The sequence below is a fragment of the Candidatus Accumulibacter sp. ACC007 genome (genome assembly GCF_907163205.1).
In the GTDB taxonomy this organism is placed as follows: domain Bacteria; phylum Pseudomonadota; class Gammaproteobacteria; order Burkholderiales; family Rhodocyclaceae; genus Accumulibacter; species Accumulibacter regalis.
Window position 1 is genome coordinate 2,256,147 of record NZ_CAJQUD010000001.1, and the last position, 22,957, is coordinate 2,279,103.

At 65.8% G+C, this 22,957-nt stretch carries 18 protein-coding genes; 11 read left to right on the forward strand and 7 right to left on the reverse strand.

Annotated features, from left to right (window positions below):
* Window positions 1-2: 2 nt before the first annotated feature.
* Window positions 3-470, forward strand: a complete 468-nt coding sequence (locus QZ634_RS09900) for a nitrate reductase cytochrome c-type subunit (RefSeq protein WP_291987710.1) — start codon at window positions 3-5, stop codon at window positions 468-470.
* Window positions 471-576: 106 nt separating this feature from the next.
* On the opposite strand, the gene QZ634_RS09905 is transcribed toward QZ634_RS09900, so the two are convergent.
* From QZ634_RS09905 to QZ634_RS09920, 4 genes are all read right to left on the reverse strand, one after another.
* The gene (locus tag QZ634_RS09905) at window positions 577-3,420 is read right to left on the reverse strand and encodes an AMP-binding protein (protein ID WP_291987712.1); all 2,844 of its coding nucleotides are present in this window, start codon (window positions 3,418-3,420) and stop codon (window positions 577-579) included.
* An 84-nt stretch (window positions 3,421-3,504) separates the two neighbouring features.
* Window positions 3,505-4,005, reverse strand: coding sequence for a ferredoxin-type protein NapF (gene napF, locus QZ634_RS09910; RefSeq protein ID WP_291987714.1), 501 nt, complete (start codon window positions 4,003-4,005; stop codon window positions 3,505-3,507).
* Between the two features lie 17 nt (window positions 4,006-4,022).
* Complete coding sequence (gene bluB, locus QZ634_RS09915) at window positions 4,023-4,694, reverse strand: 5,6-dimethylbenzimidazole synthase (protein ID WP_291987716.1); 672 nt, start codon at window positions 4,692-4,694, stop codon at window positions 4,023-4,025.
* A 242-nt stretch (window positions 4,695-4,936) separates the two neighbouring features.
* Window positions 4,937-5,875: a glycosyltransferase family 2 protein gene (locus QZ634_RS09920; RefSeq protein ID WP_291987718.1), complete on the reverse strand. Its 939-nt coding sequence runs from the start codon at window positions 5,873-5,875 to the stop codon at window positions 4,937-4,939.
* A 724-nt stretch (window positions 5,876-6,599) separates the two neighbouring features.
* Between QZ634_RS09920 and QZ634_RS09925 the strand changes: the two genes are divergently transcribed.
* Both QZ634_RS09925 and QZ634_RS09930 read left to right on the forward strand, forming a co-directional pair.
* A complete protein-coding gene (locus tag QZ634_RS09925) occupies window positions 6,600-6,914 on the forward strand; it encodes a hypothetical protein (protein ID WP_291987720.1) in 315 nt (104 codons plus the stop codon).
* Window positions 6,911-8,836: a hypothetical protein gene (locus QZ634_RS09930; RefSeq protein ID WP_291987722.1), complete on the forward strand. Its 1,926-nt coding sequence runs from the start codon at window positions 6,911-6,913 to the stop codon at window positions 8,834-8,836. Before QZ634_RS09925 ends, QZ634_RS09930 begins: the two co-directional genes overlap by 4 nt.
* Window positions 8,837-8,885: 49 nt before the next feature.
* Here the strand turns inward: QZ634_RS09930 and QZ634_RS09935 are convergent, their stop codons facing one another.
* Window positions 8,886-9,068, reverse strand: a complete 183-nt coding sequence (locus tag QZ634_RS09935; protein WP_291987724.1) for a hypothetical protein — start codon at window positions 9,066-9,068, stop codon at window positions 8,886-8,888.
* A gap of 172 nt (window positions 9,069-9,240) precedes the next feature.
* Here QZ634_RS09935 and QZ634_RS09940 point away from each other — a divergent pair, with 172 nt between their 5' ends.
* Window positions 9,241-10,350, forward strand: coding sequence for a VanZ family protein (locus QZ634_RS09940; protein ID WP_291987726.1), 1,110 nt, complete (start codon window positions 9,241-9,243; stop codon window positions 10,348-10,350).
* Here the strand turns inward: QZ634_RS09940 and QZ634_RS09945 are convergent, their stop codons facing one another.
* A complete protein-coding gene (locus QZ634_RS09945) occupies window positions 10,351-11,451 on the reverse strand; it encodes a DnaJ C-terminal domain-containing protein (protein WP_291987728.1) in 1,101 nt (366 codons plus the stop codon).
* A 222-nt stretch (window positions 11,452-11,673) separates the two neighbouring features.
* On the opposite strand from QZ634_RS09945, the gene QZ634_RS09950 reads away from it, so the two are divergent.
* From QZ634_RS09950 to QZ634_RS09970, 5 genes are all read left to right on the forward strand, one after another.
* Window positions 11,674-11,982 carry an NAD(P)H-dependent oxidoreductase subunit E gene (locus QZ634_RS09950; RefSeq protein WP_291987729.1) on the forward strand — a complete coding sequence of 103 codons (309 nt, stop codon included), beginning with the start codon at window positions 11,674-11,676 and terminating at the stop codon, window positions 11,980-11,982.
* Between the two features lie 28 nt (window positions 11,983-12,010).
* Window positions 12,011-12,649 (forward strand): alpha/beta hydrolase, encoded by a 639-nt coding sequence (locus QZ634_RS09955; RefSeq protein WP_291987732.1) that lies wholly within the window; start codon window positions 12,011-12,013, stop codon window positions 12,647-12,649.
* A 61-nt stretch (window positions 12,650-12,710) separates the two neighbouring features.
* A complete protein-coding gene (cutA, locus tag QZ634_RS09960; protein ID WP_291987734.1) occupies window positions 12,711-13,064 on the forward strand; it encodes a divalent-cation tolerance protein CutA in 354 nt (117 codons plus the stop codon).
* A gap of 80 nt (window positions 13,065-13,144) precedes the next feature.
* Window positions 13,145-14,887, forward strand: coding sequence for a protein-disulfide reductase DsbD (dsbD, locus tag QZ634_RS09965; protein WP_291988101.1), 1,743 nt, complete (start codon window positions 13,145-13,147; stop codon window positions 14,885-14,887).
* A 252-nt stretch (window positions 14,888-15,139) separates the two neighbouring features.
* Window positions 15,140-15,832, forward strand: coding sequence for a PEP-CTERM sorting domain-containing protein (locus tag QZ634_RS09970; protein ID WP_291987736.1), 693 nt, complete (start codon window positions 15,140-15,142; stop codon window positions 15,830-15,832).
* 118 nt (window positions 15,833-15,950) lie between these two features.
* On the opposite strand, the gene QZ634_RS09975 is transcribed toward QZ634_RS09970, so the two are convergent.
* Complete coding sequence (locus QZ634_RS09975; RefSeq protein ID WP_291987737.1) at window positions 15,951-19,421, reverse strand: glycosyltransferase; 3,471 nt, start codon at window positions 19,419-19,421, stop codon at window positions 15,951-15,953.
* 457 nt (window positions 19,422-19,878) lie between these two features.
* Between QZ634_RS09975 and QZ634_RS09980 the strand changes: the two genes are divergently transcribed.
* Window positions 19,879-20,736, forward strand: coding sequence for a hypothetical protein (locus QZ634_RS09980; RefSeq protein ID WP_291987739.1), 858 nt, complete (start codon window positions 19,879-19,881; stop codon window positions 20,734-20,736).
* Between the two features lie 36 nt (window positions 20,737-20,772).
* Window positions 20,773-22,872 carry an LTA synthase family protein gene (locus QZ634_RS09985; RefSeq protein ID WP_291987741.1) on the forward strand — a complete coding sequence of 700 codons (2,100 nt, stop codon included), beginning with the start codon at window positions 20,773-20,775 and terminating at the stop codon, window positions 22,870-22,872.
* Window positions 22,873-22,957: the final 85 nt, after the last annotated feature.

Genomic DNA, 22,957 nt, shown 5'->3' on the forward strand with positions numbered 1-22,957 from the left:
CCATGAAGCACTCACTGAAACTTACCATCGCCGTCGTCGCCAGTTGCCTGACGTCCCTGGTGTTTGCCGCCGACGCCACCACCTCGATGCGCGGAATCGACGTCGCAGCACCCAGCCCGGCACCCGAGATCAAGGATTACGCTGGCAAACGCCCGGGGACGGAAGAGCCAGTCGCGCGCACCTTCAGCACGCAGCCGCCGGTAATCCCGCACGCGGTGCAGAACTTCGACGAAATCAACCTCGAAGGCAACCAGTGCATGGACTGCCACTCGGCGGCGACCTATCAGAAGAAAAAAGCGCCGAAAATGGGCGATAGCCATTTCATCGACCGTGACGGCAAGAAACACGCCGAAGCGACCGGTGGACGCTACAGCTGCGTGCAGTGCCACGTGCCGCAGGTCGACGCGCCACCGCTGGTCGACAACACCTTCAAGGGCGACGCCGTCAAGAAACCAGTCAAGAAGAACTGAGGCAGGAGGGTCGCCGGCAATCCGCCGGCACTCACCTCCGACGAAAAGCCAGTAAACAGCCTTGCCGCGATCAGCGCCCTTCGGCCACCAGCGGCACTCACGCTGCTCAGCGTTCCAGATCGTGCTCTTCGCAAAGCCCGAGCATCGCCCTGCGCACGGCATCGCGCAAGGCCACGGCCGCGGCCCAGTCGTCGCCCGCCGGGGCCAGCAGTGGCCCGAAGGTGAGCGCCAGGCGACCGTGCCGCGGGAGCCACGTCTGATCGCGCAGGATCGCACGCGTGCCGCACAGACCGGCGACCAGTGCTGGCGTCCCAGCCCGCGCAGCGGCAACGAAGGCGCCCATGCGAAACGGTTTCAGCCCAGCTTCGCGCGAGAAGGTTCCTTCCGGGAAAATGACCAGATTCTGACCTTGCCGGAGCGCCGCAGCGATCTCGTCGACGTCCTCGGCACTCCTCGATGCCGCGAAGCGCTCGACGAACAGCGTGCCGAGCGCGCTCAGGAAAGCATGGACTGCCGGCTGTTCGACGAACTCGCGTTTGGCGACGAAACAGTAGGCCTGGCTCGGCGGCAATGCCGCGCAGAGGGCCAGCGCATCGAGATAGCTGCAATGGTTGACCAGTAACAGATGCGGCGCTTTCGGTAAACCCGCCGCGGCGCCGATCTGCAAGCGAATCCCGACGAGGACCAGGACGAGCCGCGCCACCCGGTGCACCAGGCGACGTCCGCTCGCCGGCGAGCGCAGCACTTTGCCCAGGACGACAACTGCCGCCGCAGTCGGCACGCCAAGGACGAGAAAAACACTCCAGCACCACGCGCCATAGAGCCGCCGCCCAAGACGCCGCGCCATCTCTCCCAGGCGCGCGCGCAGCGACGCGACGCCAAGGCGCAGCATCTGTTGCCGAGCCGGCGCCGCCGGAGCACCGATCGATCCGTTCTCGTAGGCATCGCGCGACGCGTTGCGGCGAATCTTGCCACTCGAGGTCTTGAGCACCGAATTCGGCGGGGCCAGGACAATTTCGTCAGCAGGCATTCCAATTGCATCGATTGCGGCAGCGTTGATCTTCTGCCGCAGCACATCGAGCACCGCTTTCTCTTCCTCGCGCGTCTCGGCCAGAACGACCAGCCGTTCGCTGGCACTGAGCGCATCCTTGCTCGCGAAAACAGCCACGCAGCCCTTGCGCACGCCCGGAATATCGCCGACCGCCTGTTCGAGTTCGTAGGGGTAGAGGTTTCTTCCGCCACGGATGATCAAGTCCTTGACCCGGCCGGTCAGATAGATCTCGCCAGCGACGGTATACGCAAAATCGCCGGAGTCGAGCCAGCTGTCGCTGAACAGGGCCTGCGTCGCCGCCGGGTTGCGATAGTAGCCACGCGTCGCCGAGGGGCCACGAAACTGCAGTCTTCCGACGCGCCGATCCGGCAGTTCGCAGCCTTCCGCGTCGACGATACGAATCTCATGCCCTGGCAGGGCCCGCCCACACGCCGGAACGCGCATCGCTTGGTCATCGTCGCTGCCCGCCGGAACAGCGCTTTTCTCGTTGACCAGTTCTTCGCGCTTGATCCGATCGATCAGCGGACCGCGCTGCAGCGTTGGGAAAGCCAGCCCGACCGAACATTCGGCAAGACCATAGACCGGCGTGATCGCCTCGCCGCACAACCCGAACGGGGCGAAGCGCTCGGCGAAAGCCTGCAGCGTTGCCGGACTCACCGGTTCGGCGCCGTTCAATGCCAGACGCCATGACGAGAGGTCCAGCCCCTGCACATCGCTGTCGGCAAGTTTTCGCGCGCAGAGTTCGTAAGCGAAGTTGGGCGCCGGAGAAATCGTCCCGCGATGATCCGAGATGGCCCGCAACCAGCGTGCCGGGCGCGCGAGAAACGCCAGTGGCGACATCAGCACCAGCGGCATGCCGAAGTAAAGTGGGCAAAACCAGGCGCCGATCAGTCCCATGTCATGATAGAGCGGCAGCCATGAAACGAAGACATCGTCACTGGTCACCGCGCAGGCCTCGCCCATCGCGCGCACGTTGGCCAACAGGTTGGCATGGCTGAGAACGACTCCCTTGGGGTCGCCCGTGCTGCCGGAGGTGTATTGCAGGAAAGCGATATCGTCCGCCTGCGCGCGGTAAAGCAAGTCGATCGGCTCGCTATCGAGTTCCGCCGGGGTGAGCACTTCATTCAGGCTCGGCACCTCGCGGCGCAACAGCGCGGCAACGCCTTTAGCCTGCGGCACGGTGACGATGAACACCGCTTCGGCGTTGGCGAGAATACGCGCGTGCCGGCGCAGGTGATCGTCGATCTGCGCCAGCCGCGCCGGAGGATAAATCGGCACCGGAATTCCACCGGCCAGCAACACCCCGAAAAAGCTGCCCAGATAGTCGCGACTGGTGGGCAACATAAGGGCCACGGTCTGTCGCGGCAACAGTCCGCGGGTCACCAGGCCGGTGGCCATGCGGCGCGCCTGCGCGAACAGATCGGCGTAGGAAATGGCCTCGGGGAGGAACTCGCCATGCTCGCCGCCAGTCCCGTAGAGCAGCACATGCGTGCGTTGCGGATTGCGTTGCGCGTGCCACTCGAAGACATCGATCAGCGTCGCCGCCTGCGCCGGAACGCTGATCGGGCCGCCACTGTGCTTGGCCAGATCGACGCCGGTCGGCGAATGGTCTTCGGCCGCTGCACCGACGATGAAGCGCAGAAAATCCTGCGCCGTTTCAGCGTCGGCCAGCGCCGCCTCCGGCAACGAGCGGCTGAACTCATTGCCGACACGCAACAGGAGTTCGACGCGCGCCAGGCTGTCCAGGCCAAGATCGCGCTCGAGATGACTACCCAGGCTCACCCGTGCGACACGGCCCGGGCGCGTCTCGGCGACCAGAGCCGTGAGCACGCCCAGCAGGCGCTCCGACACTTCCGGCGACGGCGGCAGCAAGGGCGCTGGCAGCGGTTCCGTGCTCACCCCCGGCGCGCCTCCCGGCCAGCGATCGCCCTGCCGAACAGCGGCTGGCGGGCGGCGCGGCGAAGAGCACTGCGCTCGCCGCGCTCAGCTACGCTCATGAATTTCCCCGATACGAATGGCCTGCGTCGGACACGGCGCGAAACACGCCGCGCAACCGTTGCATCGCGAAGTGTCCACCACCGGCAAGGCAATTCGGCCGACCCGCGGCACGAAGCGAATGGCGCCTGCCAGGCAATGATCGCCGCAGATTCGGCATTCGATCTGCCTGGCCGCCAGGCAGCGCTCGCCAATGGCCGCGCGCACAGACCAAGCTTCCTGAGCCGGTGCCCGATGCAGCGCACCGGTGGTGCACGCGTCAACGCAGGCGGCACAGAACGAGCATTCGCCAACGCTGAAATCAAGCACCGGATAGCCGCTGTCGCTGGTGCGGATGATCCGTGTCGGGCAGACTGGCTGGCAATCGGCGCAGCGCGTGCAGGCCTGCAGAAAAGCCTCTTCAGCGACGGCCCACGGCGGCCGCAAGGGCGCCGTTGCCCGTGAGAACCTCCCGCGGAGAAAGTTGCGACGGCTAGTCGGGTCGCTCACGGGTCCACTCCAGGCATTCAATACGCCGCTGGTGTGCCACCGGCGCCAGCTCGCCAGCGGTCCTCGAAGAGCACCTCGTCGAGCGGCAGGCGGTTGCCCCAACCCTTTGCTTCGAGCACTGGCAGCGCCGGGAACTCGGCCACCGGACCGAGACAGAGAATGGCGATCGGACGGCTGCCTGCCGGCATTTCCAGCAAGTCGCCGACCGCTGCAGGGTCGAAGAAGGAAACCCAGCCCAGGCCCACCCCCTCGGCCCGTGCCAGCAGCCACATGTTCTGGATGGCACAGGCGGTCGACGCGAGATCCATTTCCGGCAGGGTGCGGCGGCCGAAGATGTGCGCTTCACGCTCCGGCATCAGCGCCACCACCAGCACCTCCGCCGCCTCGCGAATACCGTCGATCTTGAGCTTCAGAAACTCGCCAGCACGCGTCGGCAGGTGGGCAGCGGTCGCCAGGCGTTCGGCATCGACGATACGCCACAGCGCCTCGCGCGTGGGGGCAGTGGCGATACGCACGAAACGCCAGGGCTGCATGTAACCCACCGATGGCGCCAGGTGGGCAGCCTCGATCAGGCGGCCAAGCAGCCCGTCGGGTAGCGTCCCGTCGGCAAACTGGCGAATGTCGCGGCGCTCGCGGATGACCCGCTCGATGGCGGCAACATCCGCCGCGGGGTAACGGTGCTGGTTCATCAACCGACAGACACCCTTGAGCGTTGCCTCGTCGGCGCTAGCCGCTTCTCGCCAGCGGGCGCAACCCCGCGCTGATGTGGGACGACGCGGGTCTTGCTTGCGGCGGCGCGCCGCCGACTGCCGGGCACGGCCAGTTGGTCACACATGCAAAGCTCTCCGGTGGTTGCAGCGATCATCCTTCGCCGGCCGAGTCTACCAGACTAGGCAGAGCAGCGTCGGGCAGGCGTCGTTGGCAGGAGATCCTACCACCCCGGCTTCCAGCCGAACGGCGTCACCGCCAGATAGGCGAGGCTCCGCCAGTAGCTGCGATCGATCGACCAGGCCTTGAGAAACGCCCTGGCAGCAATGGCGCGGCTTGCCCCAGCACCCCCTTTCAGGTGCCCGAGGCCGAATTCGGCGCAGTAGATGGCCAGTTGCCGCCGGAAACGTTCCGCCGCAACGCAGCGACCATCCTGGCTGCACAGTCCCCAGCGTTCTGCCGCCGTCTCGAGCAGGCGCGTGCGGTAGTCGATTGGCCGGATGACCCGCGACCCCTGCGCCGAGTGCTGCCGATAGAGCGTCGTCGCTTCGCGGAGCTTCAGGAACTGCGAGCTTCTCGACACTCGCAACCAGAAATCCCAATCCTCACTGTAGGGAAGCGCTTCGTCGAAACCCGCCTGAGCGACGACGACCGCGGTTCGTGCCAGGGCGGTACTGGTCAATACCCAGCTGTCGAGCAGCATCTGGTGATAGATCCAGCCCGAAAAGTCGCCGTCGACACCTTGCGCAGCCGCTCGCGGGAGGTAGTCTGCCGGCGCCGGGAATGCTCCCGCGTCGTCCTGCCGCCACCAGACGAAGTCGGTGAACACCACATCGACCTGGGGATGGTCGGCGAAAGCCGCCAGCTGGTTGGCCAGCTTGTTCGGCTGCCAGTAGTCGTCATGGTCGACCAGGGCAATGAACTCGCCGTGCGCTTCCCTTATGCCGTGGTTGCGGGCGGCGCAGACGCCGGCGTTGCTTTGCTCGATGACCCGAACCGGATCGCCGAAACGGCGGGCAATGGCGCAGGTGTCGTCGGTCGAGCCATCGTCGATGACGATGATCTCGAGATCCGCAGCGCCCTGGCGAAGAATGCTGTTGAGGGTTTCGCTGATGTAGCGCGAGCAGTTGTAAGTGGGGATGACCACGGAGACGGACGACATGGCGAAAAATCACTCCAGGCAAGAGCTGCAAGTAAACGGGCGCACAGCAGAACTAGGGCTTGTCCGGGGACCCGCAGGCCGCGAGCCAGAACGGGTGCCGCTTGGATGCGGACGAATGTTACCCGATTCACTCACCTTGTTCGTGACAGGCTTTGCACGACCGCCGCACAAGGTACCGGCGTCGCGCCTGCCTGTACAACATCGGCCGCAATGCCAACTCGGTCACACCACGACTCCTGTTGACAGCCCTTCCACGCCTACAAGCCTGTTAAACCTTGCTATGATTTCCTCCGGCAAAGCAAGCTTCCTTGTCCGGGGGCCGCTGAAGACGTCCTAGCGTAATGTTTCACGCAGTAGGGAACATAAGAATGCCAGCGGCGACATGGTTTCAAGCGGCTGTCCGGCGTGCTGAAAGTTTCGTCGGAAATACAGCGCCACAACAACCTGCACGTCATTGCGAGGAGGCGTAGCCGACGTGGCAATCCAGAGGTTCTGTTTTTCGCGCGGCTGATATGGCGCACCTGCAGTCAGAGAATGGAACTGGATTGCCGCGTCGGCTACGCCTCCTCGCAATGACGGTGGCTGGGAAATGGTGGCCCGGGTTTGGCGAGGCGGGCAGCGGTATGGACCGGGCGAACTCCAGCCACCCTACGCTTTTACGCTGCTGTCAGGGTCGCTGAAAGCCTCATCAAAAAAGTAGGCTACACTAGCGTAGCAAGGCAAGATGCTCGCGCTCGCCTGGCAGGGGATGACTTCGTTCTCGGCAGCGCCGCTGCGCATGATTACCGCACTCGGGATGCTGGTGTCTCTACTCAGCCTGGGCATGGGGCTCTGGGCTTTCGGCGTGCGCTTGTTCACCGACGCCGCGCTGCCCGGCTGGGCGTCGATCGTCATTCCGCTGTTTCTGATCTCGGGCGTCCAGCTGCTGTCGCTGGGCGTCATCGGCGAATACCTGGCGAAAATCTTCCTGGAGACCAAACGCCGGCCGCTCTTTTTTGTCGATCGCCTGGTTCGCTCCGACACTGACCCTTTGTCGTGAGAGCCGCGCACGCCGAGCGCGCCGCCAAGCTCACCGGCGCCATGCTGCTGCTCGCCGTCGTCGCGGTGACGCTGCTGCTGCAACTCGTCCTGCAGGCGTATTTCTTTCCGCTGTCGGCCTTGTCGGACGCCGCGCGCCTGGTGCACATCGACGCCCCTTTCCACCAGTACCAGATGGAAGTTGCCCGCCAACTGTGCGCCGAGCAGCGCCTGACCGGCTACGACATCTTCTTCGCTGCCGGCCACCTCGGCGGGGTGACCTTCAACGCCAGCGCCAAATTGCCGGCCCTGCTGGCCTGCCTGGATACGGCATCCGCCAACATTCCCGTGATCTACAAGCAGTTCAGCTTCTGGTCCGGGGTGCTCGCCCCGGCGATGCTGGTCGCCACCTGTGTGCTGCTGCGTCTGCCGGTCAGCGTCGCGGCGCTGGTTGCCCTGCTGAGCCTGTTGCTCTGGTGGACGGGCGCCATTCGCTGGTACCACGCCGCGGGGCTGGTATCGTACGTGATCGTCGCCTTCGCCAGCGTCCCCTTCGCCGTCGCCGCGCTACGCGTTTGCCGCCGGCCGACGCCGTGGCGGCTGGCGCTGCTGACCGTCGTGGCGGCAATCGGCCTGCTCGTGCACCCCCTGTTTGTCGTCGCCGCCGCGCTGATCGGCTTGCCCTTGCTGGTGGACGAGCTGCGCGCCGGCTTGCGCATTGGCAACGTCGCCCTGGTGGTGGCCGTCCTGCTCGCCGGCATGCTGCTCCTGAACGGCATCTGGCTGTGGCCGTCGCTGACCACGCCCAGCTTCGCGACCATTGTCCACCCCTATCAGCGGGCCGTCGATCCAACACTGGCGCTGCAGGAACTGCTCGGCTCGGCGCCGACGGCTGCCGGCGGGTCGCGACTGTACAACGTCCTGTGGATCGGCGCTCTGCTGTGTATCGGCTGCTGGCGCGGCAGCGCGCGGCGCGCGCTGCTGGCGTTGATCGCCGCTGCCGTGCTGCTCATGATCTGGGCCTCGTTCGGAGCCGTCGTCCCGGCGATCGCTTCCCTGCAACCCAACCGCTTCAGCGCATTGGCCTGGCTGTGCCTGGTCGTCCCGGCGGCTGCCGGCGTGGTCGCCGCAGCGCGGCAGATTCCTGCGGTGCACGGGTTCGGGCGCTGGCTCCGTGGCGCTGCGCTGCTCCTTGTCGCTGGTTTTCTGGCCTTTTTCGTGCGCGAAGCTGAGCGCGAGATCTTTGCACCGGCCGAGACCGGCCACTATGCGGTGGCCGCACCTGAAGTCAAGGGCGAGGGCGAACTTTCCCGGCCGCTGCTCGACTTTCTCGGCACACAGACCGACGCCTCAGCGCGGGTTTTCTTCGAGCTCTCACTGGCACGAGTTCACGACGGGGGCCACATGGCCGGCCTTTACGCCCTGGCCAGCAATCGCGAATTCATCGGCGGCCCCTACCCCTTTACCGACTTCGCCAGCGCCTGGGACGACTTCGCCTTCGGCAAACCCTACGCCGAGCATTCGCCGGAGCAGCTGAACACCTTCCTCGACGCCTACAACATCCGCTGGATGTTGTGCCACAGCGCCGCCTGCCGGGCAGCCATGGCGGCCTTGCCCGGAGTCAGCAAGCTCGCCGAACTGGGGCCGGTGACCGCCTTCGTGCGCGCAGCCAGCCCGGGTTTCGTCGTCCACGGGAGTGCGCGGGTGGTCGAGCGCTGCATCAACCGGCTCACCCTGGCCGATGCCGCCGGCTCTCCGCTGATCCTCCGCTACCACTGGGTGCCCGGACTGGTGAGCATTCCTCCGGCGCGCATCGAGCCGGTAGACATACTGCCCGGCGCACGCCCCTTCATCGCCATCCACAATCCGCCGCCCGACCTGACACTGCGCATTGGCGACGGCCCGGGCCAGGCCTGTGACGCCCGCGCCAGGCTGTCGCCCTGACTCCGCTCCGAGTCAATCGCCTGCGACGCCGCCGCCGCAATCGCTTCGCTCAGCTGCCGGTGGTCGTTCCCGGGGCATCGCTGTCCACCACCGCTGGCTCCTGCCCGGAATCCGTATCGCTACCGGCAGCGCTATCTTTGGCGGCGAGGGCGAGCTGGCGCTTCTCGTCCTTCTTGCGTTTCTTCTCAAGTTCTCTCTGGCGCTTCTCGAACTGATAATTTGGTTTTGCCAAGGCGAGTCCCCCAATAGCCGCGCGCGCGGCTCGACGAAGTAAAAAGCCGGGAGTGTCGCACAAATCGGCTTGCTCGCGGCGGTCGATGTTGCCTTGGCGGAGAATGGAAGGCGATAGCCTGTCTCGGCCAAGGCGCTAGAATGGCGACTTCATAACGCTCGGCGGCATTCCCATGGAGCAGGACCAGCCACCACTGACTTCCCCAGCCGACGACCAGACGCCGGCTCGACAGCCGCTGCCGCGGCCGACACGCCTGCCGCTCTATCTGGCGCTCGCCTACCTGGTGCTGATCAGCTACGCCAGCCTCTACCCGTTCGCCAACTGGCGCGACCTCGGCCTGTCGCCATTGGCCTTTCTCGCTGCCGCCTGGCCACGTTACTGGACGGCTTTCGACCTCGCGGTCAACATCGCCGTTTACGTGCCGCTGGGCTTCCTGCTGGCGCTCACCCTGCGGCGCTTGCCCGGCCGTTGGTCGGCGGCGGTCGCCGCACTGCTCGTCGGCAGCCTGCTCAGCTTCACCGTCGAGTGCCTGCAGAACTGGCTGCCGGCGCGCGTGCCCTCGAATATCGACCTGGCGTGCAACATTTCGGGAAGCGCCATCGGCGCCGTACTCGCCGTCTGGAAGGGCAAGCCGATCTTTCGCCGCATCGCCCAGCTGCAGCAGGCGCTACTGGCACCGATACCGCACGCCGAACTGGGCCTGGTTCTGATCGGCATGTGGCTGCTCACCCAGCTGTCACCCGAAACGCTGCTCTTTGGCGTCGGCGACCTGCGCCAGGTGCTCGGGCTGACGCCGGCGGTCCCATATGCGGCGCCGGCGTTTTTCATGCTCGAAACCGGCGTCATCGTCTGCAACACGATCGTCATCGGCCTGTTCACACGCACCCTGCTCGCCGACCGGAACGCCCCGCACCTGGTGCTGTTCAGCTTTTTCATGCTGGCACTGGCGATCAGGACGCTCGCCGCAGCGGTACTCGTCGCCCCGCACGACGCCCTGGCCTGGCTGACCCCGGGCGCCAGGCTCGGGCTGCTCATCGGCGGCGTGCTGCTCTCGCTGCTGCTGCTGCTGCCGGCGGCTCTGCGCATCGGTTTCGCCGGCGTCGCTCTGATGGCCGGAACGGCGCTGGTCAATCTGACGCCGCCCAACCCCTACTCGGAAGCGGCGCTGGCCACCTGGCGCCAGGGTCACTTCCTCAATTTCAACGGCCTCACCCGCTGGATCGCCAGTCTCTGGCCTTTCCTCGCCCTGCCCTACCTGACCGCCCTCGGTCGCCGCCTCTGATCAGGATCCGGCGGACTTTCGGCGCGCCTGGAGCTGCTGTTCCCAGGCCGCGAGCGGCGGCGCGCGGCGCTCGAGATCGCCGGTCAGTCGCTCTTCCAGGCGCTCGAGCAAATCCAGGTCCTCGGCCGCGAGGCTTTGCGGGTGAATGCGCTGCACCTGCAGCACCAGATCGCCGGCCGCTCGTCGGCCTTTTGCGGGGAAGCCCAGCCCGGGCAGACGATACTCTTCCGGAGGCTGAGGATCCGCAGAGAGTTCGAGCGGCGTCGTACCGCTCAGGCTCGGTACCTCGATCCGCCCCCCGCAGAGCAGGCGATAGACGCTGACCGGCACTCGACAATGGATGTCGCGCCCGTGCAGGACGAAGAGCGGATGCTCCGCCAGGCGGATTTCCAGGTAGAGATCGCCGGCTTTGCCCCCACCCCCTGGCGGGGGCGCCGCCTGGCCGACCAGGCGCAGGCGCTCGCCGGCGAGCAGGCCCGGCGGCACGGTCACCGCCAGGGTTCGTGGCTGGTGCAGCCAGCCACTGCCGCAGCAATCGGGACAGTCGGTCTCACGCAGAAAGCCGCGCCCGGCGCAGCCCTCGCAAACGCTGGTCCCGCCCCCGCGCCGGCTGGTCCGACCGCAACCGCTGCAGCGCTTGCAGGGCACCGAGGTGCGGTGTTGAACGCGGCCACTGCTGCAACAACTGACGCAGCGAACACCCTGCACCAGGGCGATCGTTTTCCGGCAACCGAGGGCAGCCTCCTCGAGAGTCAGCGTCAAGCCCTGTGTCAGGTCCTCCCCGGTGCTCCGCTGGCCCGCAGCCTTGCTGGCGCCGCAACTGCTTTCACGGGGAGCGCTTGCGCTGCCTTTGCTGTCGCGTCGCCCGCTTGCTGCCGCCTTGCTGGCCGCCTGCGCCTGTCGCCACTCGGCGAGCCGCTGCGGATCGAGAAACAGCTCGTAGGCCGCGTGCAAGCGCTTGAACTCGGCCTCGGCCGCCGCCGAGCGGTTACGATCTGGGTGCCAGTGCATGGCCAGCCGGCGATAGGCGCGCTTGATGTCGGCCGGCGAAGTCTCGGAGCTGACGCCGAGGACGGCAAAGGGGTCTTCACAGATAGTCATCGCTTGGGCAGTACCGGTGCCTTGGGAACCTGCCGCAAGCAGGGGACAAGAGGACACCCTGGGGCCGCGGCAGAAGGCGCATTTTACGCGATCAGCGATCATCGTTCTCGCCTGCGGCGCCAAGCCGTCGTCCAGCGTCGCTCAGCGCTGCGCCTGCGGCACGCGAATCGGGGTTAGAATCGACCGCCGCCAACAGCAAACCGTCGCCAGGAGCCCGTTCGCATGAGTTACTTCAAGCATCACGTCTTTTTCTGCTGCAACCAGCGCGGCGAGGGTGAGACCTGCTGCAATGACGCTGGCGCAAGCGCCGCCCAGACCTACGCCAAGGATCGCATCGGCGCACTGAAGATGAAGGGGGCCGGCAACGTGCGCATCAACCGTGCCGGCTGCCTCGACCGCTGCGACAACGGACCGGTGCTGGTCGTCTATCCTGAGGAAGTCTGGTACAGCTACGTCGATAACGAGGACATCGAAGAGATCATCCAGGAGCACCTGGTGCACGGGCGCGTCGTCGAACGACTGCGCATCTGAGAGACGTTCGCGAAAGGAAGCCCAGGCCATGAAAGTGCAGCCCGAACACCTGTTGATCGACGGACCGGTCGGCAAGGTCGAAGTGATCGTCGAGAATCCCGGCGCGCCGCGCGGTATCGCCATGATCGGCCACCCGCATCCCTTGTTCGGCGGCGGCAACACCAACAAGGTCGTGCAGACGCTGGCGCGCACCTTCAATCATCTCGACTACGTCGCGCTGCGCCCCAACTTTCGCGGCATCGGCCAGAGCGAGGGCACGCACGACGACGGCCGTGGCGAAACCGAGGATCTGCTCGCCGTGCTCGCCGAAGCGAAGTGCCGCTACGGCAATCTGCCGGTCGCGCTGGCCGGCTTCTCCTTTGGCGCCTATGTGCAGACGCGCGTCGCCGATGCCTTGCGCGAAGCCGGTCATCCCGCGCAGCGCATGGTGCTGGTCGGCACGGCCTCGGGTTTCGTCGAAGGCTTGCGCCAGTACCGGACCAAGGCCGTGCCTGGTGACACCATCGTCATCCACGGTTCGGAAGACACCACCGTGCCGCTGGCCAACGTCATCGAATGGGCGAAGCCGCTCGAGCTGCCGGTAATCGTCGTCCCCGGTGCCGATCACTTCTTCCACCGCCGCCTGCACGTCATCCGCGAAATCGTCAGTCGCGCCTGGCGACATTGAGCGCCGCCAGCGACGCTGCAGGAGCACGGGAGCCAGTGGAGTAGAGGAGCAGAGGAGTACAATGCGCCCTGTGGCCACTCTGCTCGTCCTGACCAACCTCCCCGACCGACCGTCTGCCGAAGCACTGGCCAGCGAACTCGTCGCAGCGCGTCTGGCGGCCTGTGTCAACGTGCTGGCGCCTTGCCAGTCGACCTACCGCTGGCGGGGAGCCCTGGAAACCACCAGCGAAGTACCGCTGCTGATCAAGACCCGCAGCGAACGCTACGCGGCGCTCGAAGCCGCCATCCGCGAACGCCACCCCTACGAGCTTCCGGAGATCATCGCCCTGCCGGTGACCGCCGGGCTGCCCGCCTATCTCGCCTGGGTCGCCACCGAAACGCGCGCCCCCGACGACCTTGAAGACGCCCCGCAATGACCTGGTTGTTCGTCCTCCCGCACTCTGTGCGGCGCTTTTTCCAGCGCTCCTGGCTGCTGCCGTTCCTGCTCGCGGTCTTCATGCTGCTCGCCTGGCCAGCGCGGGGCGAAGAGTTTCTCGACCCCGCCGTCGCCTTCAAGCCGACGGCGCATGCCGTCGATGGGCAAACCATCGAAGTGCGCTTCGAGATCGCCAAGGGCTATTACCTCTACCGCGACAAGTTCCGCTTTGCTGCCGAGCCGGCGAGCGTGCAGCTTGGCACGCCAATTCTGTCGCCGGGCAAGGTCAAGGAGGACCCCAATTTCGGCAACGTCGAGGTCTATTACAAACAGGCGCTGATCCGCATTCCCGTCGAGCGCAACAGCTCCGGGCCACTGCCGCTGACCCTGAAAATCACCTCGCAGGGTTGTGCCGACGCCGGCATCTGCTATCCGCCGCAAAGACAGACGCTCGCGCTTGAACTGCCGGACCCGGCGGCGGCGCCCTCTGCAGGCGCAACGACGCCAGGCAAGGACTTCAGCGATGACGAATCCAGACGCATTGCGCAGCTGTTCAGGAACGCCAGCTTCTGGTTGCTGGTCGCCAGCTTCTTCGGCTTCGGGCTACTGCTCTCCCTGACACCGTGCTGCTTCCCGATGATCCCGATCCTCTCGAGCATCATCGTCGGCTCCGGCCGCGACGGGCATGGCGTATCGCACGCGCGCGGCTTCGCGCTGTCGCTGGCCTACGTCCTGGGCATGGCGATCACCTACGCCGCGGCCGGAGTCGCCGCCGGGATGACCGGCACGCTGCTCACCGCCGCCTTGCAGAACGCCTGGGTCCTCGGTGCCTTCGCGCTGGTCTTCGTCGCCCTCTCCCTATCGATGTTCGGCTTCTACGAACTGCAGCTACCGACCTTCCTGCAAAGCAAGGTCTCGGAGGAGGCCAGCCACCTGCGCGGCGGCTCGCTACCCGGCGTCGCCGCCATGGGCGTGCTCTCGGCGATCATCGTCGGCCCCTGCGTCGCCGCCCCGCTCGCCGGCGCCCTGCTCTACATCGGGCGCAGCGGTGACGCCGTTCTCGGCGGCGCGGCGCTGTTTGCCATGGGCGTCGGCATGGGCGCACCACTGCTCGCCGTCGGGCTGTCCGCTGGCACCCTGCTGCCGCGCTCCGGCCCGTGGATGGAAGCGGTCAAGAAATCCTTTGGCGTCCTCCTGCTGGCCACCGCCGTGTGGCTGCTGTCGCCGGTCGTCCCGGTGGTTGCGCAAATGATCGCCTGGGCCCTGCTGCTGATCATCCCGGCGATCTACATGCACGCACTCGACCCGCTGCCACCGCACGCCCGGGGCTGGCAGCGCTTCTGGAAAGGCATCGGTATTTTCATGCTCATCGGCGGTACAGCGATGCTCCTCGGCGCGCTGGCCGGCTCGCGCGACCCGCTGCAACCGCTGTCGGTACTGCGCAGCAGCGCGGCAGAGGTCGAAGTCAGGCAACTGCACTTCACCCGCGTGCGCACGCTCGCCGAACTCGAAGGGCGCATCAAGAGCGCCGGCCAGCCGGTGATGATCGACTTCTACGCCGACTGGTGCGTGTCGTGCAAGGAGATGGAACGTTTCACCTTTGCCGATGCGCGCGTGCGCGCGAAGCTCGCCGGCTGGACACTGCTGCAGGCCGACGTGACCGCCAACTCGGACGAGGACAAGGCTCTTCTGCAGCGCTTCAATCTCTACGGCCCGCCAGGGATCATCTTCTTTGACGCCCAGGGTCGGGAGATCGACGGCGTACGCGTCGTCGGCTTCATGAGCGCCGACGAATTCCTCGGCCTGCTGGCACGCCTGGGTTAGGTCACTGTGCGGTTTTCTTGCCTGTCGAAAATTCTTACAGGCCGTTCCCTTGCCCGCCCGGATGCTTCGGCAAGCCCTTGATTAAGAACTGATGGCCGCTGTTGGCACGAATTGTGCTTACATCTCGAAAAGGCTCGTGGACCAGGTGTACGGAACCCGGCCTTGGTAGCGTTCGGTGCTGGCCTGACGACTGCCGCTGGACATGTCCATCCACCCGTGCCAGCCAAGACCCCACCATGAAGGGAGCAACCCGTGTTCACAAGCACTTCGATCGTTCTTGTTGCCGCCATGCTGTTTTGCGCGTCTGCGCAGGCCGGGCCAGTCCTTGTGCTCGACCAGCAGAACGTGGTTCCAGGCGTGCCTCCGGCGCCGAGCGTCATCTCGGTCCAGCTTGGAAGCGGTCCCGAATTCGCGCAGACGTTTACCGTGGGCGTCGGCGGGGTTCTCGCCCAGATCGATCTCCAGCTCGCTCGCTTTGGGTCGATCCCGCTCGTGCTCGACATCCGGGAAACAACCGCTGGCGTTCCCAACAGCACGGTTCTGACGAGCGTGAGCATCGACCCGAATACGGTCGTCCCCTGGCTGCCCACGCCCGACTGGACGCTCCCCTTCACCAGCATCGTGCTCGGTGCAGCCGAGCTTCCGGTCCTTGCGGGAGAGGTCCTGGCCATCTCGCTTTCCCAGCAGGTGACGCTGAACGACTTCTACTATTGGCACGTGACCGGCGATCTGTATTCCGGCGGTAGCACCTATGGCCGCAACGGTCCGGCGGCCCCCTTCGTGCCACTCTCAGAGATCTTCAACCAGCCGGCTTTCTATGACGTCGGATTCCGGACCTATGTCCGCACGAACGATGTGCCCGAACCGGAAGTGCTTGCTCTCGCTGCGCTTGCTTTGGCGCTGGCTGGCGGAGTACGCCGACGGCGCGCCGTGACTGCCCTGTAGTTCCATTCGGGTCTCTCACGGCTGCTGCGGCGCTCGCCTGCCGCAGCAGCCGTCATTGCGAGGAGGCGCAGCAGGCGCGTGTGGTCAGATTGCCAACCCGGGCACCCGACCCATGCCATCAAGCCCCTGCATGCACGGTTGCCTTGCGCTCCAGCTTGCCCCAGCCGACGAGGACGCCTTTCAGCGAGGTCAGGGTGCTCTTGATGGCCACGTAGTACATCAGCTGGCGATAAAAGAAGCGCTGCCAGAACAGCCAGATCAACAAGCCCCAGCTTTCCTTACGTTCGAGGACGAAGGCGAGGATGGCGGCCAGGTAGTCCACGCTGACGAAGAGCGCGTAGTAGAAAAGGACGCGCCACAGGTTGTCGGGGGAATACGCCTCCGGGTGATGCCAGTGATTGAAGGCGGCCGACCCCAGCGAGCCGATCAGCAGCAGGTCCATGATCGGCGAGATCAGCGGAAAGAGCACCTGGAAAATGATCACGTTGGGCAGCGCGACAAAGCCCAGCGCGCCGTAACGCGGACGGAAGACGACATCGCGATGTTTCCAGGCGGCCTGCATGGTGCCGTACATCCAGCGGTAGCGCTGGCCGATGAAACCGCGCACGGTATCCGGCGCTTCGGTCAGGGCAATCGCTTCTTCGTCATAGGCGATGCGCTTGCCGAGCTTGCGAATGGCCAGGGTGAGGTCGGCGTCTTCGGCCAGGGTGTCGTGCCTGAAGCCGCCGGCACGGTCGACGAGTTCGCGACGCCAGGCGCCGACGGCGCCGGGAACGACGGTGATGCAGTTGAGGACGGCGAAGGCGCGGCGATCGAGATTCTGGCTGGTGATGTACTCGAGTGCCTGCCAGCGAGTGAGCAAATTGACGCGATTGCCGACCTTGGTGTTGCCGGCAACGGCACCGACCTGCGGGTCGCTGAAGTGGCGAACGAGCTTGCTGATCGTCTCCCTGGTAAACACCGTGTCGGCGTCGAGGGCGACGACGATTTCGGCGCGCGTTTGCGCGAAGCCGAAGTTGAGTGCGGCCGGCTTGCCAGCGTTCGCCTGGCTGAAAACGCGCACGCGCGGGTCGTTGGCGAAGGCTTCGCTGGCCACACGATAGGTCGCGTCACTCGAGCCATCGTCGACGACAATGATCTCGAGGGGCCCCGGCGAGTCGCAGGCGAGCAGCGAGGCAATCGTCTGGACGATTACCTTCTCTTCGTTGAACGCCGGCACGACGACCGCGACCGATGGCGCATAGGCCGGATCAAAGACGCGATGGCGCTCGCTGCAGCGCTGGTAGATGGCCAGCCCGCCAACGAACAGCAGGCGCGCGATGCCGAGCGCGATGCCGAGAACGAACAGCCAGTCGATTGCCGCGCCGGCCCAGTTGATGACCGCGAACGCGGCTCCGTCGAAGCGGCTGCGCAACTGATCTTCGGGGAGCACTGGCGGCATGATGGCGTCGCGGCTACGGCCGAGGAGTTGCGCAATGGTGACGAATTCGAAACCGCGCCTGTGCAGCGCGTCGGCAATTCCCGGAATCGCCGCCACGGTCTGCGTGCGGTCACCGCCCGAGTCGTGCAGCAACACGACGTTGCCGTCACCGCGCTCCGCCGCCTCGACGACGCGCTTGACGATCTCGGCGGCACCGGGACGCTTCCAGTCGTCCGGGTCGATCTGCATGCCGACGTTGACGTAGCCCTGCCGCGCGGCGAGTTCGACCGGGCGCACCTGGTCGATGGTTTCCGGTTCGGCGTCGACGGCGTAGGGCGAGCGAAAGAGCAGCGAGTGGCGGCCGACCTCGCTGGCCAGCAGGTGTTGCGTCGCCGAGAGTTCGAGCTCCAGCTGCTTTGGCGAGATGCTTGAAATGTTGGGATGGGTGAAGGTGTGGTTGCCGATCTCGTGCCCTTCATTGACCGCGCGGCGCAGCAATTCCGGATGGTTCTGGCCGTTGGCGCCAATGATGAAGAAGGTCGCCGGCACTCCGGCGTCACGCAGCGCGTCCAGGATCAGCGGCGTGAATCTCGGGTCGGGTCCATCGTCGAAGGTGAGCACGACCTTGCGCTCGGCGCTGCCGTGGCGGGTGATGACGTACGGCGACGGGAAAGCGGTGAAGCGCTCGCCGGAGATCAGGCCGCGCTGCGCGTCGAAGCTGATGATCCGCCGGCCGACCTGCGGCTGCGCCGTAACGTCGAGAACCTCGCCCTTGCCTTCGTAGTCGACGCCGTAGGCAAAACGGATTTCGGCGAGTTGCTCGGCGCGCGCGGCATCGAGCGGACCTTTCCGGCCGAAGATCTGCCACAGCGCCGGGTCTTCGCTGCCCAGTCGCCACAAGGCCACTCCACGCGGGTGCAGCGAGCGCAGGGTGACCAGCTGGTTGAATGCCGTCACGGCATCGAGCAGCCAGACATGATGGCGGCGGTCGTCATCGTCAGCGTAGGCGAAGGTCGGGTTGAGCGAGACGGGGTCGAGCTGCAGCTTGGCCTCCGACTCCTTGGCGATGAGTACCGCTTCCTCGAAAGTACGTTCCTCGGCCGGCTGCCCGGGGCGGCCCCAATCGTAGGCGTAGTTGCCGATGGCGACGATCATCTTGTCGGCCGGAATGTCACGCTGCCTGGCGTGCAGGACGCGCGCGAACCACGGCAGGCTGGCGATCGGGCCGTGCCTGCCGTCAGCCCAGTGCTCGTCGTAGGCCATCACGATCAGGTAGTCGGCGTTGCGCACCAGTCTGCGGTAGTCGAAAGCGGCGTCGGCAGCCGGTACGTTGACCGACACCAGCAGCTTCCTCGGATGCATCACCGCATACAGCTCGGCCATGAAGCGCTGGAAGTCGGGTTGCGCCCTGGCGGCAATGTTCTCGAAGTCGATGCTGATGCCGGCATAGCGATGAGCTTCGACAAAGGCAAGAATCTGCTCGATCGTCCGCTTGCGCGCAGCCGGGTCGGCGAGCATGCGTCCCAGCTTTTCGCCTTCCCACTGGTGGCCGTTCCAGTTGTTGACCAGCGGCACCAGCGACAGGTCGGGTCGGCGCGCGCGAATGTATTCGGTGACGTGCGCGGTGCGCAGCGGATCGTTCTCGCGCAGCGTGCCGTCTTCGCTCGCCAGGTGCACCCACTCGGCGATCACCGTATCCAGGCTGCCGAGGTTCTCCTTCAGCGAGCTCATGCTGGCATCGTCCCAGTTGACAAAGAAGGCAATGGCCAACGGTTGGCTGTCCAGGCCGGCGCCACTCGCCCGCGGCGGCTGCAGCAGGTGGCGCAGACTGCGCTCACGCTCGCGGGCAAGTTTGAGCTGGTCGTTGCGCAGGACCCGTTCGCGGCGGCTCGCCGGTCGTTCGGGCGCCAGATCCGGGACGTCGGGAACGGCGTGCGCGCCGTGCGGCAGGAAACTGACATTCGGTAGATGCAGTGCCGGCAGCACCGGTGCGGCCAGAATACTGAGTACGAGTCCGCCCATCAGCAGCGTAAGCGCGACGCCGATCAGCGCCATGCCCAGGCGGAGACGCGGCCAGCGCTTGTTGGCCGGGTCGAAAAACACCGCCTTTGCCGTTTTCGGGCTGGCGCTTGGCCCTGGCGACGGGTCGAGGTAGGGCGGCAGAGACATGCGCGGATCACGGACCTGGATGAATGCGCCACTCGCGCGAGTTGCACTGACCGGCTGATCTTCCCGCACAAGGAGCAAAAGCGAGGCGCGCCGCTCCGGCCGGGACGTCGGATCGAGCGCGGAGGATAGCGGACATTGGGAAACTCGGGTGGCAGTGAATGCAGATCTTATCCGCAGTCCAGGAATTGCGCACGAATCCTGTTCACACGCCAGGTCGACAGCAAGGACCTCGCCCCTAAGCTTGGCCTAATCCTGAGTCGCTATCTTCACGCCTGCGCGAATTCCTGCGTGCTTTGAACGAGCGACGGCCATAAGGAGAAATTTCAATGGGAAAGCAGCGGCCGTCGTTTTTGCGCCCCGCCATTGGCGCGGGCTGCGCCGGAAGATCTGCCGGCAACGATGGCCTGGCGATCGCCGACGCGGTGCCCGATGCTGAATACAAGGGAAACACGAAATCATGTCCTGGTCATTGAAACCCTACTGGCGCAGCGCCCTCGTCGTCTTCGGCGCCGCCCTGACGCTCTACCTGAGCTACTCCGAGTGGCGCCAGTTCTACCCGGCGACGGCCGCGGCCGGCTGGGAGGTGCAGGTCTATCGCGACCAGATCCCCATGGTCAGCGCGCTGGCACTCGACGGCAGGGGCGACCTCTACATCAGCCAGGAGTTGTCCAGCGGCAAGGGCAAGATTCTCAAGCTGACCGCTGACGGCAGCCTGACCGAGATTCTCGCCGGCCTCTCCAAACCGGACGGCCAGGTGATCTTCCGCGGCGGCCTGGTGACCGGCCAGGAAGGCGGCAAGCTGCCGGTGCTCTGGCTGCGCAACGGCCAGACCGAAACGCTCTTCGAGGGCAACAGCGTCGAGGGCATTGCCACCGATGGCCAGGTGCTCTACGCGATCGAGGATGCGCGGCCGGGCCGCCTGTTGCGCTTCAACCCCGACAGTGGCGACCTGACCGTGCTCCGTGAAGGGCTGGACGATGGCGAGGGCGTCAGCCTGTGCGCCGACGGTCGGCTGTTCTATACCGAGAAGCGCAAGGGCTGGGTCAAGCAATGGCAGGCCAAGGGCCCGGACATCATCGTCGCCGATGGCCTCAACGCACCCGGCTTTGTACAATGCACGAGCGATGGCCTGTGGATCACCGAGGACGCCACGCACCTGGCACGCGTGCTGCTGCTCGACACGGGCGGCAAGCTACAGGTCATCCTAACCCACCTGCGTTCCGCGCAAACCCTCATCCCGCTCGCTGCCGGCAGTTACCTGCTCGCCGAACAGGGCCGCAAGCGCATCCTGAAACTCGACCGCCGCCCCACCTGATTCTGACAGTCTGACAGCCTGACATTCCGAGCAACCATGACCGCCACCCTCGCACCGCGCAACGCGCCGCTTCCCCGCCGCATCGCCCAGCCGACACTGAAGAGTCACCTGGCCTTCACCCTTCTCGGCGGCGCCGCGCTGCTCACGCTGTACACCCTGTTGCGCATCGCCTTGCTCGTCTACAACCGCGAATTGATTGGCGACACTCCAAGCGCGACGTTCATCGAGGCTTTCTACAATGGCCTGCGTTTCGATGTGCGCCTGGTGGTCTATGCGCTGACGCCGCTGCTCCTGGCACTGCTCAGCGTCCGCGCCATGGCCGCCCGCGGTCTGCTGCGTGGATGGCTGACCGCCTTCGCCAGCTTCACCCTCTTGCTCGGCATTACCGAGCTCGATTTCTACCGCGAATTCCACCAGCGCCTGAACGGCCTGATGTTCCAGTATTTCGAGGAAGACCTGGCCACGGTGGGGAGCATGTTGTGGAACGGCTTCCCGGTTGGCCGCTACCTGCTGGCCTGGGCGGTGGTCACCTGGCTGCTGGCCAGACTGTTCAAGAGCCTTGACCGGCTCAGCCGGCCGGCGATCCCGGCGCGGCACGAAGAATCGCCGCCGCAGCCGGCGTACGCCGCGCCGACCTGGTACTGGCGGAGCGGCCTGTTCCTTCTCTGCGCACTGCTTGCCGTGGTCGCCGCCCGCGGCCACTTGCGGCAGGGGCCGCCTCTGCGCTGGGGAGACGCCTACACCACCAATTCGATGTTCGCCAATCAGCTGGGCCTCAACGGTTCGCTGACGCTGCTCTCCGCGGCCGAGGCCAGCATGTCCTCGCAGCGCAGCAATGCCTGGCAATCGACCATGCCCGATGAACAGGCCCTGGACATCGTACGCCAGCTGCTGCTCACGCCGCACGACCGCCTGGTCGACGCCGACAGCGCGGCAATCCGCCGTGACTTCACTCCGCCCTCCGACCGTACCCTGCCGATTCGCAACGTCGTGGTCATCCTGATGGAAAGCTTCGCCGGGCGTTTCGTCGGCGCACTGGGCGGCACGGGCGACATCACCCCGCACTTCGACGCACTGGCCAAGGAGGGCCTGCTTTTCGACCGCTTCTTCTCCAATGGCACGCACACCCACCAGGGCATGTTCGCGACGATGGCCTGCTTCCCGAACCTGCCCGCTTTCGAGTACCTGATGCGCACCCCCGAAGGCGCGCACAAGTTCTCCGGCCTGCCGCAGCTGCTCAGTGCGCGCGGCTACGACAACCTCTACGTGTACAACGGCAACTTCCAGTGGGACAACCAGTCGGGCTTCTTCAGCAACCAGGGAATGACCCGCTTCATCGGCCGCGAGGATTTCGTTGACCCGGTGTACATGGACCCGACCTGGGGAGTTTCGGATCAGGACATGTTCGACCGCGCCGCCGCCGAACTCGACAAGCTGCCTGCCGACAAGCCCTTCTATGCCCTGCTGCAGACCCTGTCCAACCACACCCCGTACGCGCTGCCGAAGGTCCTTCCGATCGAGCGGGTGGCCGATCGCGGCATTTTCGGCGAACACCTGACGGCCATGCGCTATGCCGACTGGGCACTCGGCGAGTTCTTCGCGAAAGCACGCAAGTCGGCGTATTACAAGCACACCCTGTTCGTCGTGGTCGGCGACCATGGCTTCGGCAGCGACCAGCAACTGACCGAAATGGACCTCTTCCGCTTCAATGTGCCGCTCTTGCTGATTGCTCCGGGAGTCCAGGACAGCTTCGGCAGCCGCAATCACCATGTCGGCACGCAGGTCGACGTCGTGCCGACCATCATGGGCCGCCTCGGCGGCACGGTACGGCACCAGTGCTGGGGACGCGATCTGCTCAATCTGCCCGAGGGCGACCTCGGGATCGGCGTGATCAAGCCCTCGGGCGGCGATCAGACCGTCGCCCTGGTCACCCCCGAACGCATTCTGATCGAGCCCAAGGGCTTCGAGCCGCGCCTTTACAGCTATCAGCTGGGGGCCGATCCGAAAGCCGAACGCATCCCGCTGGATCTGGCTCCGGAGCTGAAAGCAAAGCTGGAAGCCTTTCTGCAAATGGCCACCCGGAGTCTGCTCGACAATACCGCCGGCGTGGAAGCGGCGATGGGCCACAAGCCCTGAGCCGAACGCACTGCCCGCCATGGCGCCGGCGATGCGCCGGCCGTAGAAAACGCCCAGCCTTGCCACCCGGGTTGGCAGGCGCCGG

Bases quoted from the DNA above. Each gene is read 5' to 3' on its own strand.
- QZ634_RS09900 (WP_291987710.1), top strand. From the start codon at position 3: ATGAAGCACTCACTGAAACTTACCATCGCCGTCGTCGCCAGTTGCCTG.
- bluB (WP_291987716.1), bottom strand. From the start codon at position 4,694: ATGAACCAGCACCGTTACCCCGCGGCGGATGTTGCCGCCATCGAGCGG.
- QZ634_RS09920 (WP_291987718.1), bottom strand. From the start codon at position 5,875: ATGTCGTCCGTCTCCGTGGTCATCCCCACTTACAACTGCTCGCGCTAC.
- QZ634_RS09925 (WP_291987720.1), top strand. From the start codon at position 6,600: ATGCTCGCGCTCGCCTGGCAGGGGATGACTTCGTTCTCGGCAGCGCCG.
- QZ634_RS09940 (WP_291987726.1), top strand. From the start codon at position 9,241: ATGGAGCAGGACCAGCCACCACTGACTTCCCCAGCCGACGACCAGACG.
- QZ634_RS09945 (WP_291987728.1), bottom strand. From the start codon at position 11,451: ATGACTATCTGTGAAGACCCCTTTGCCGTCCTCGGCGTCAGCTCCGAG.
- QZ634_RS09950 (WP_291987729.1), top strand. From the start codon at position 11,674: ATGAGTTACTTCAAGCATCACGTCTTTTTCTGCTGCAACCAGCGCGGC.
- QZ634_RS09955 (WP_291987732.1), top strand. From the start codon at position 12,011: ATGAAAGTGCAGCCCGAACACCTGTTGATCGACGGACCGGTCGGCAAG.
- cutA (WP_291987734.1), top strand. From the start codon at position 12,711: ATGCGCCCTGTGGCCACTCTGCTCGTCCTGACCAACCTCCCCGACCGA.
- dsbD (WP_291988101.1), top strand. From the start codon at position 13,145: ATGCTGCTCGCCTGGCCAGCGCGGGGCGAAGAGTTTCTCGACCCCGCC.
- QZ634_RS09975 (WP_291987737.1), bottom strand. From the start codon at position 19,421: ATGTCTCTGCCGCCCTACCTCGACCCGTCGCCAGGGCCAAGCGCCAGC.
- QZ634_RS09980 (WP_291987739.1), top strand. From the start codon at position 19,879: ATGTCCTGGTCATTGAAACCCTACTGGCGCAGCGCCCTCGTCGTCTTC.
- QZ634_RS09985 (WP_291987741.1), top strand. From the start codon at position 20,773: ATGACCGCCACCCTCGCACCGCGCAACGCGCCGCTTCCCCGCCGCATC.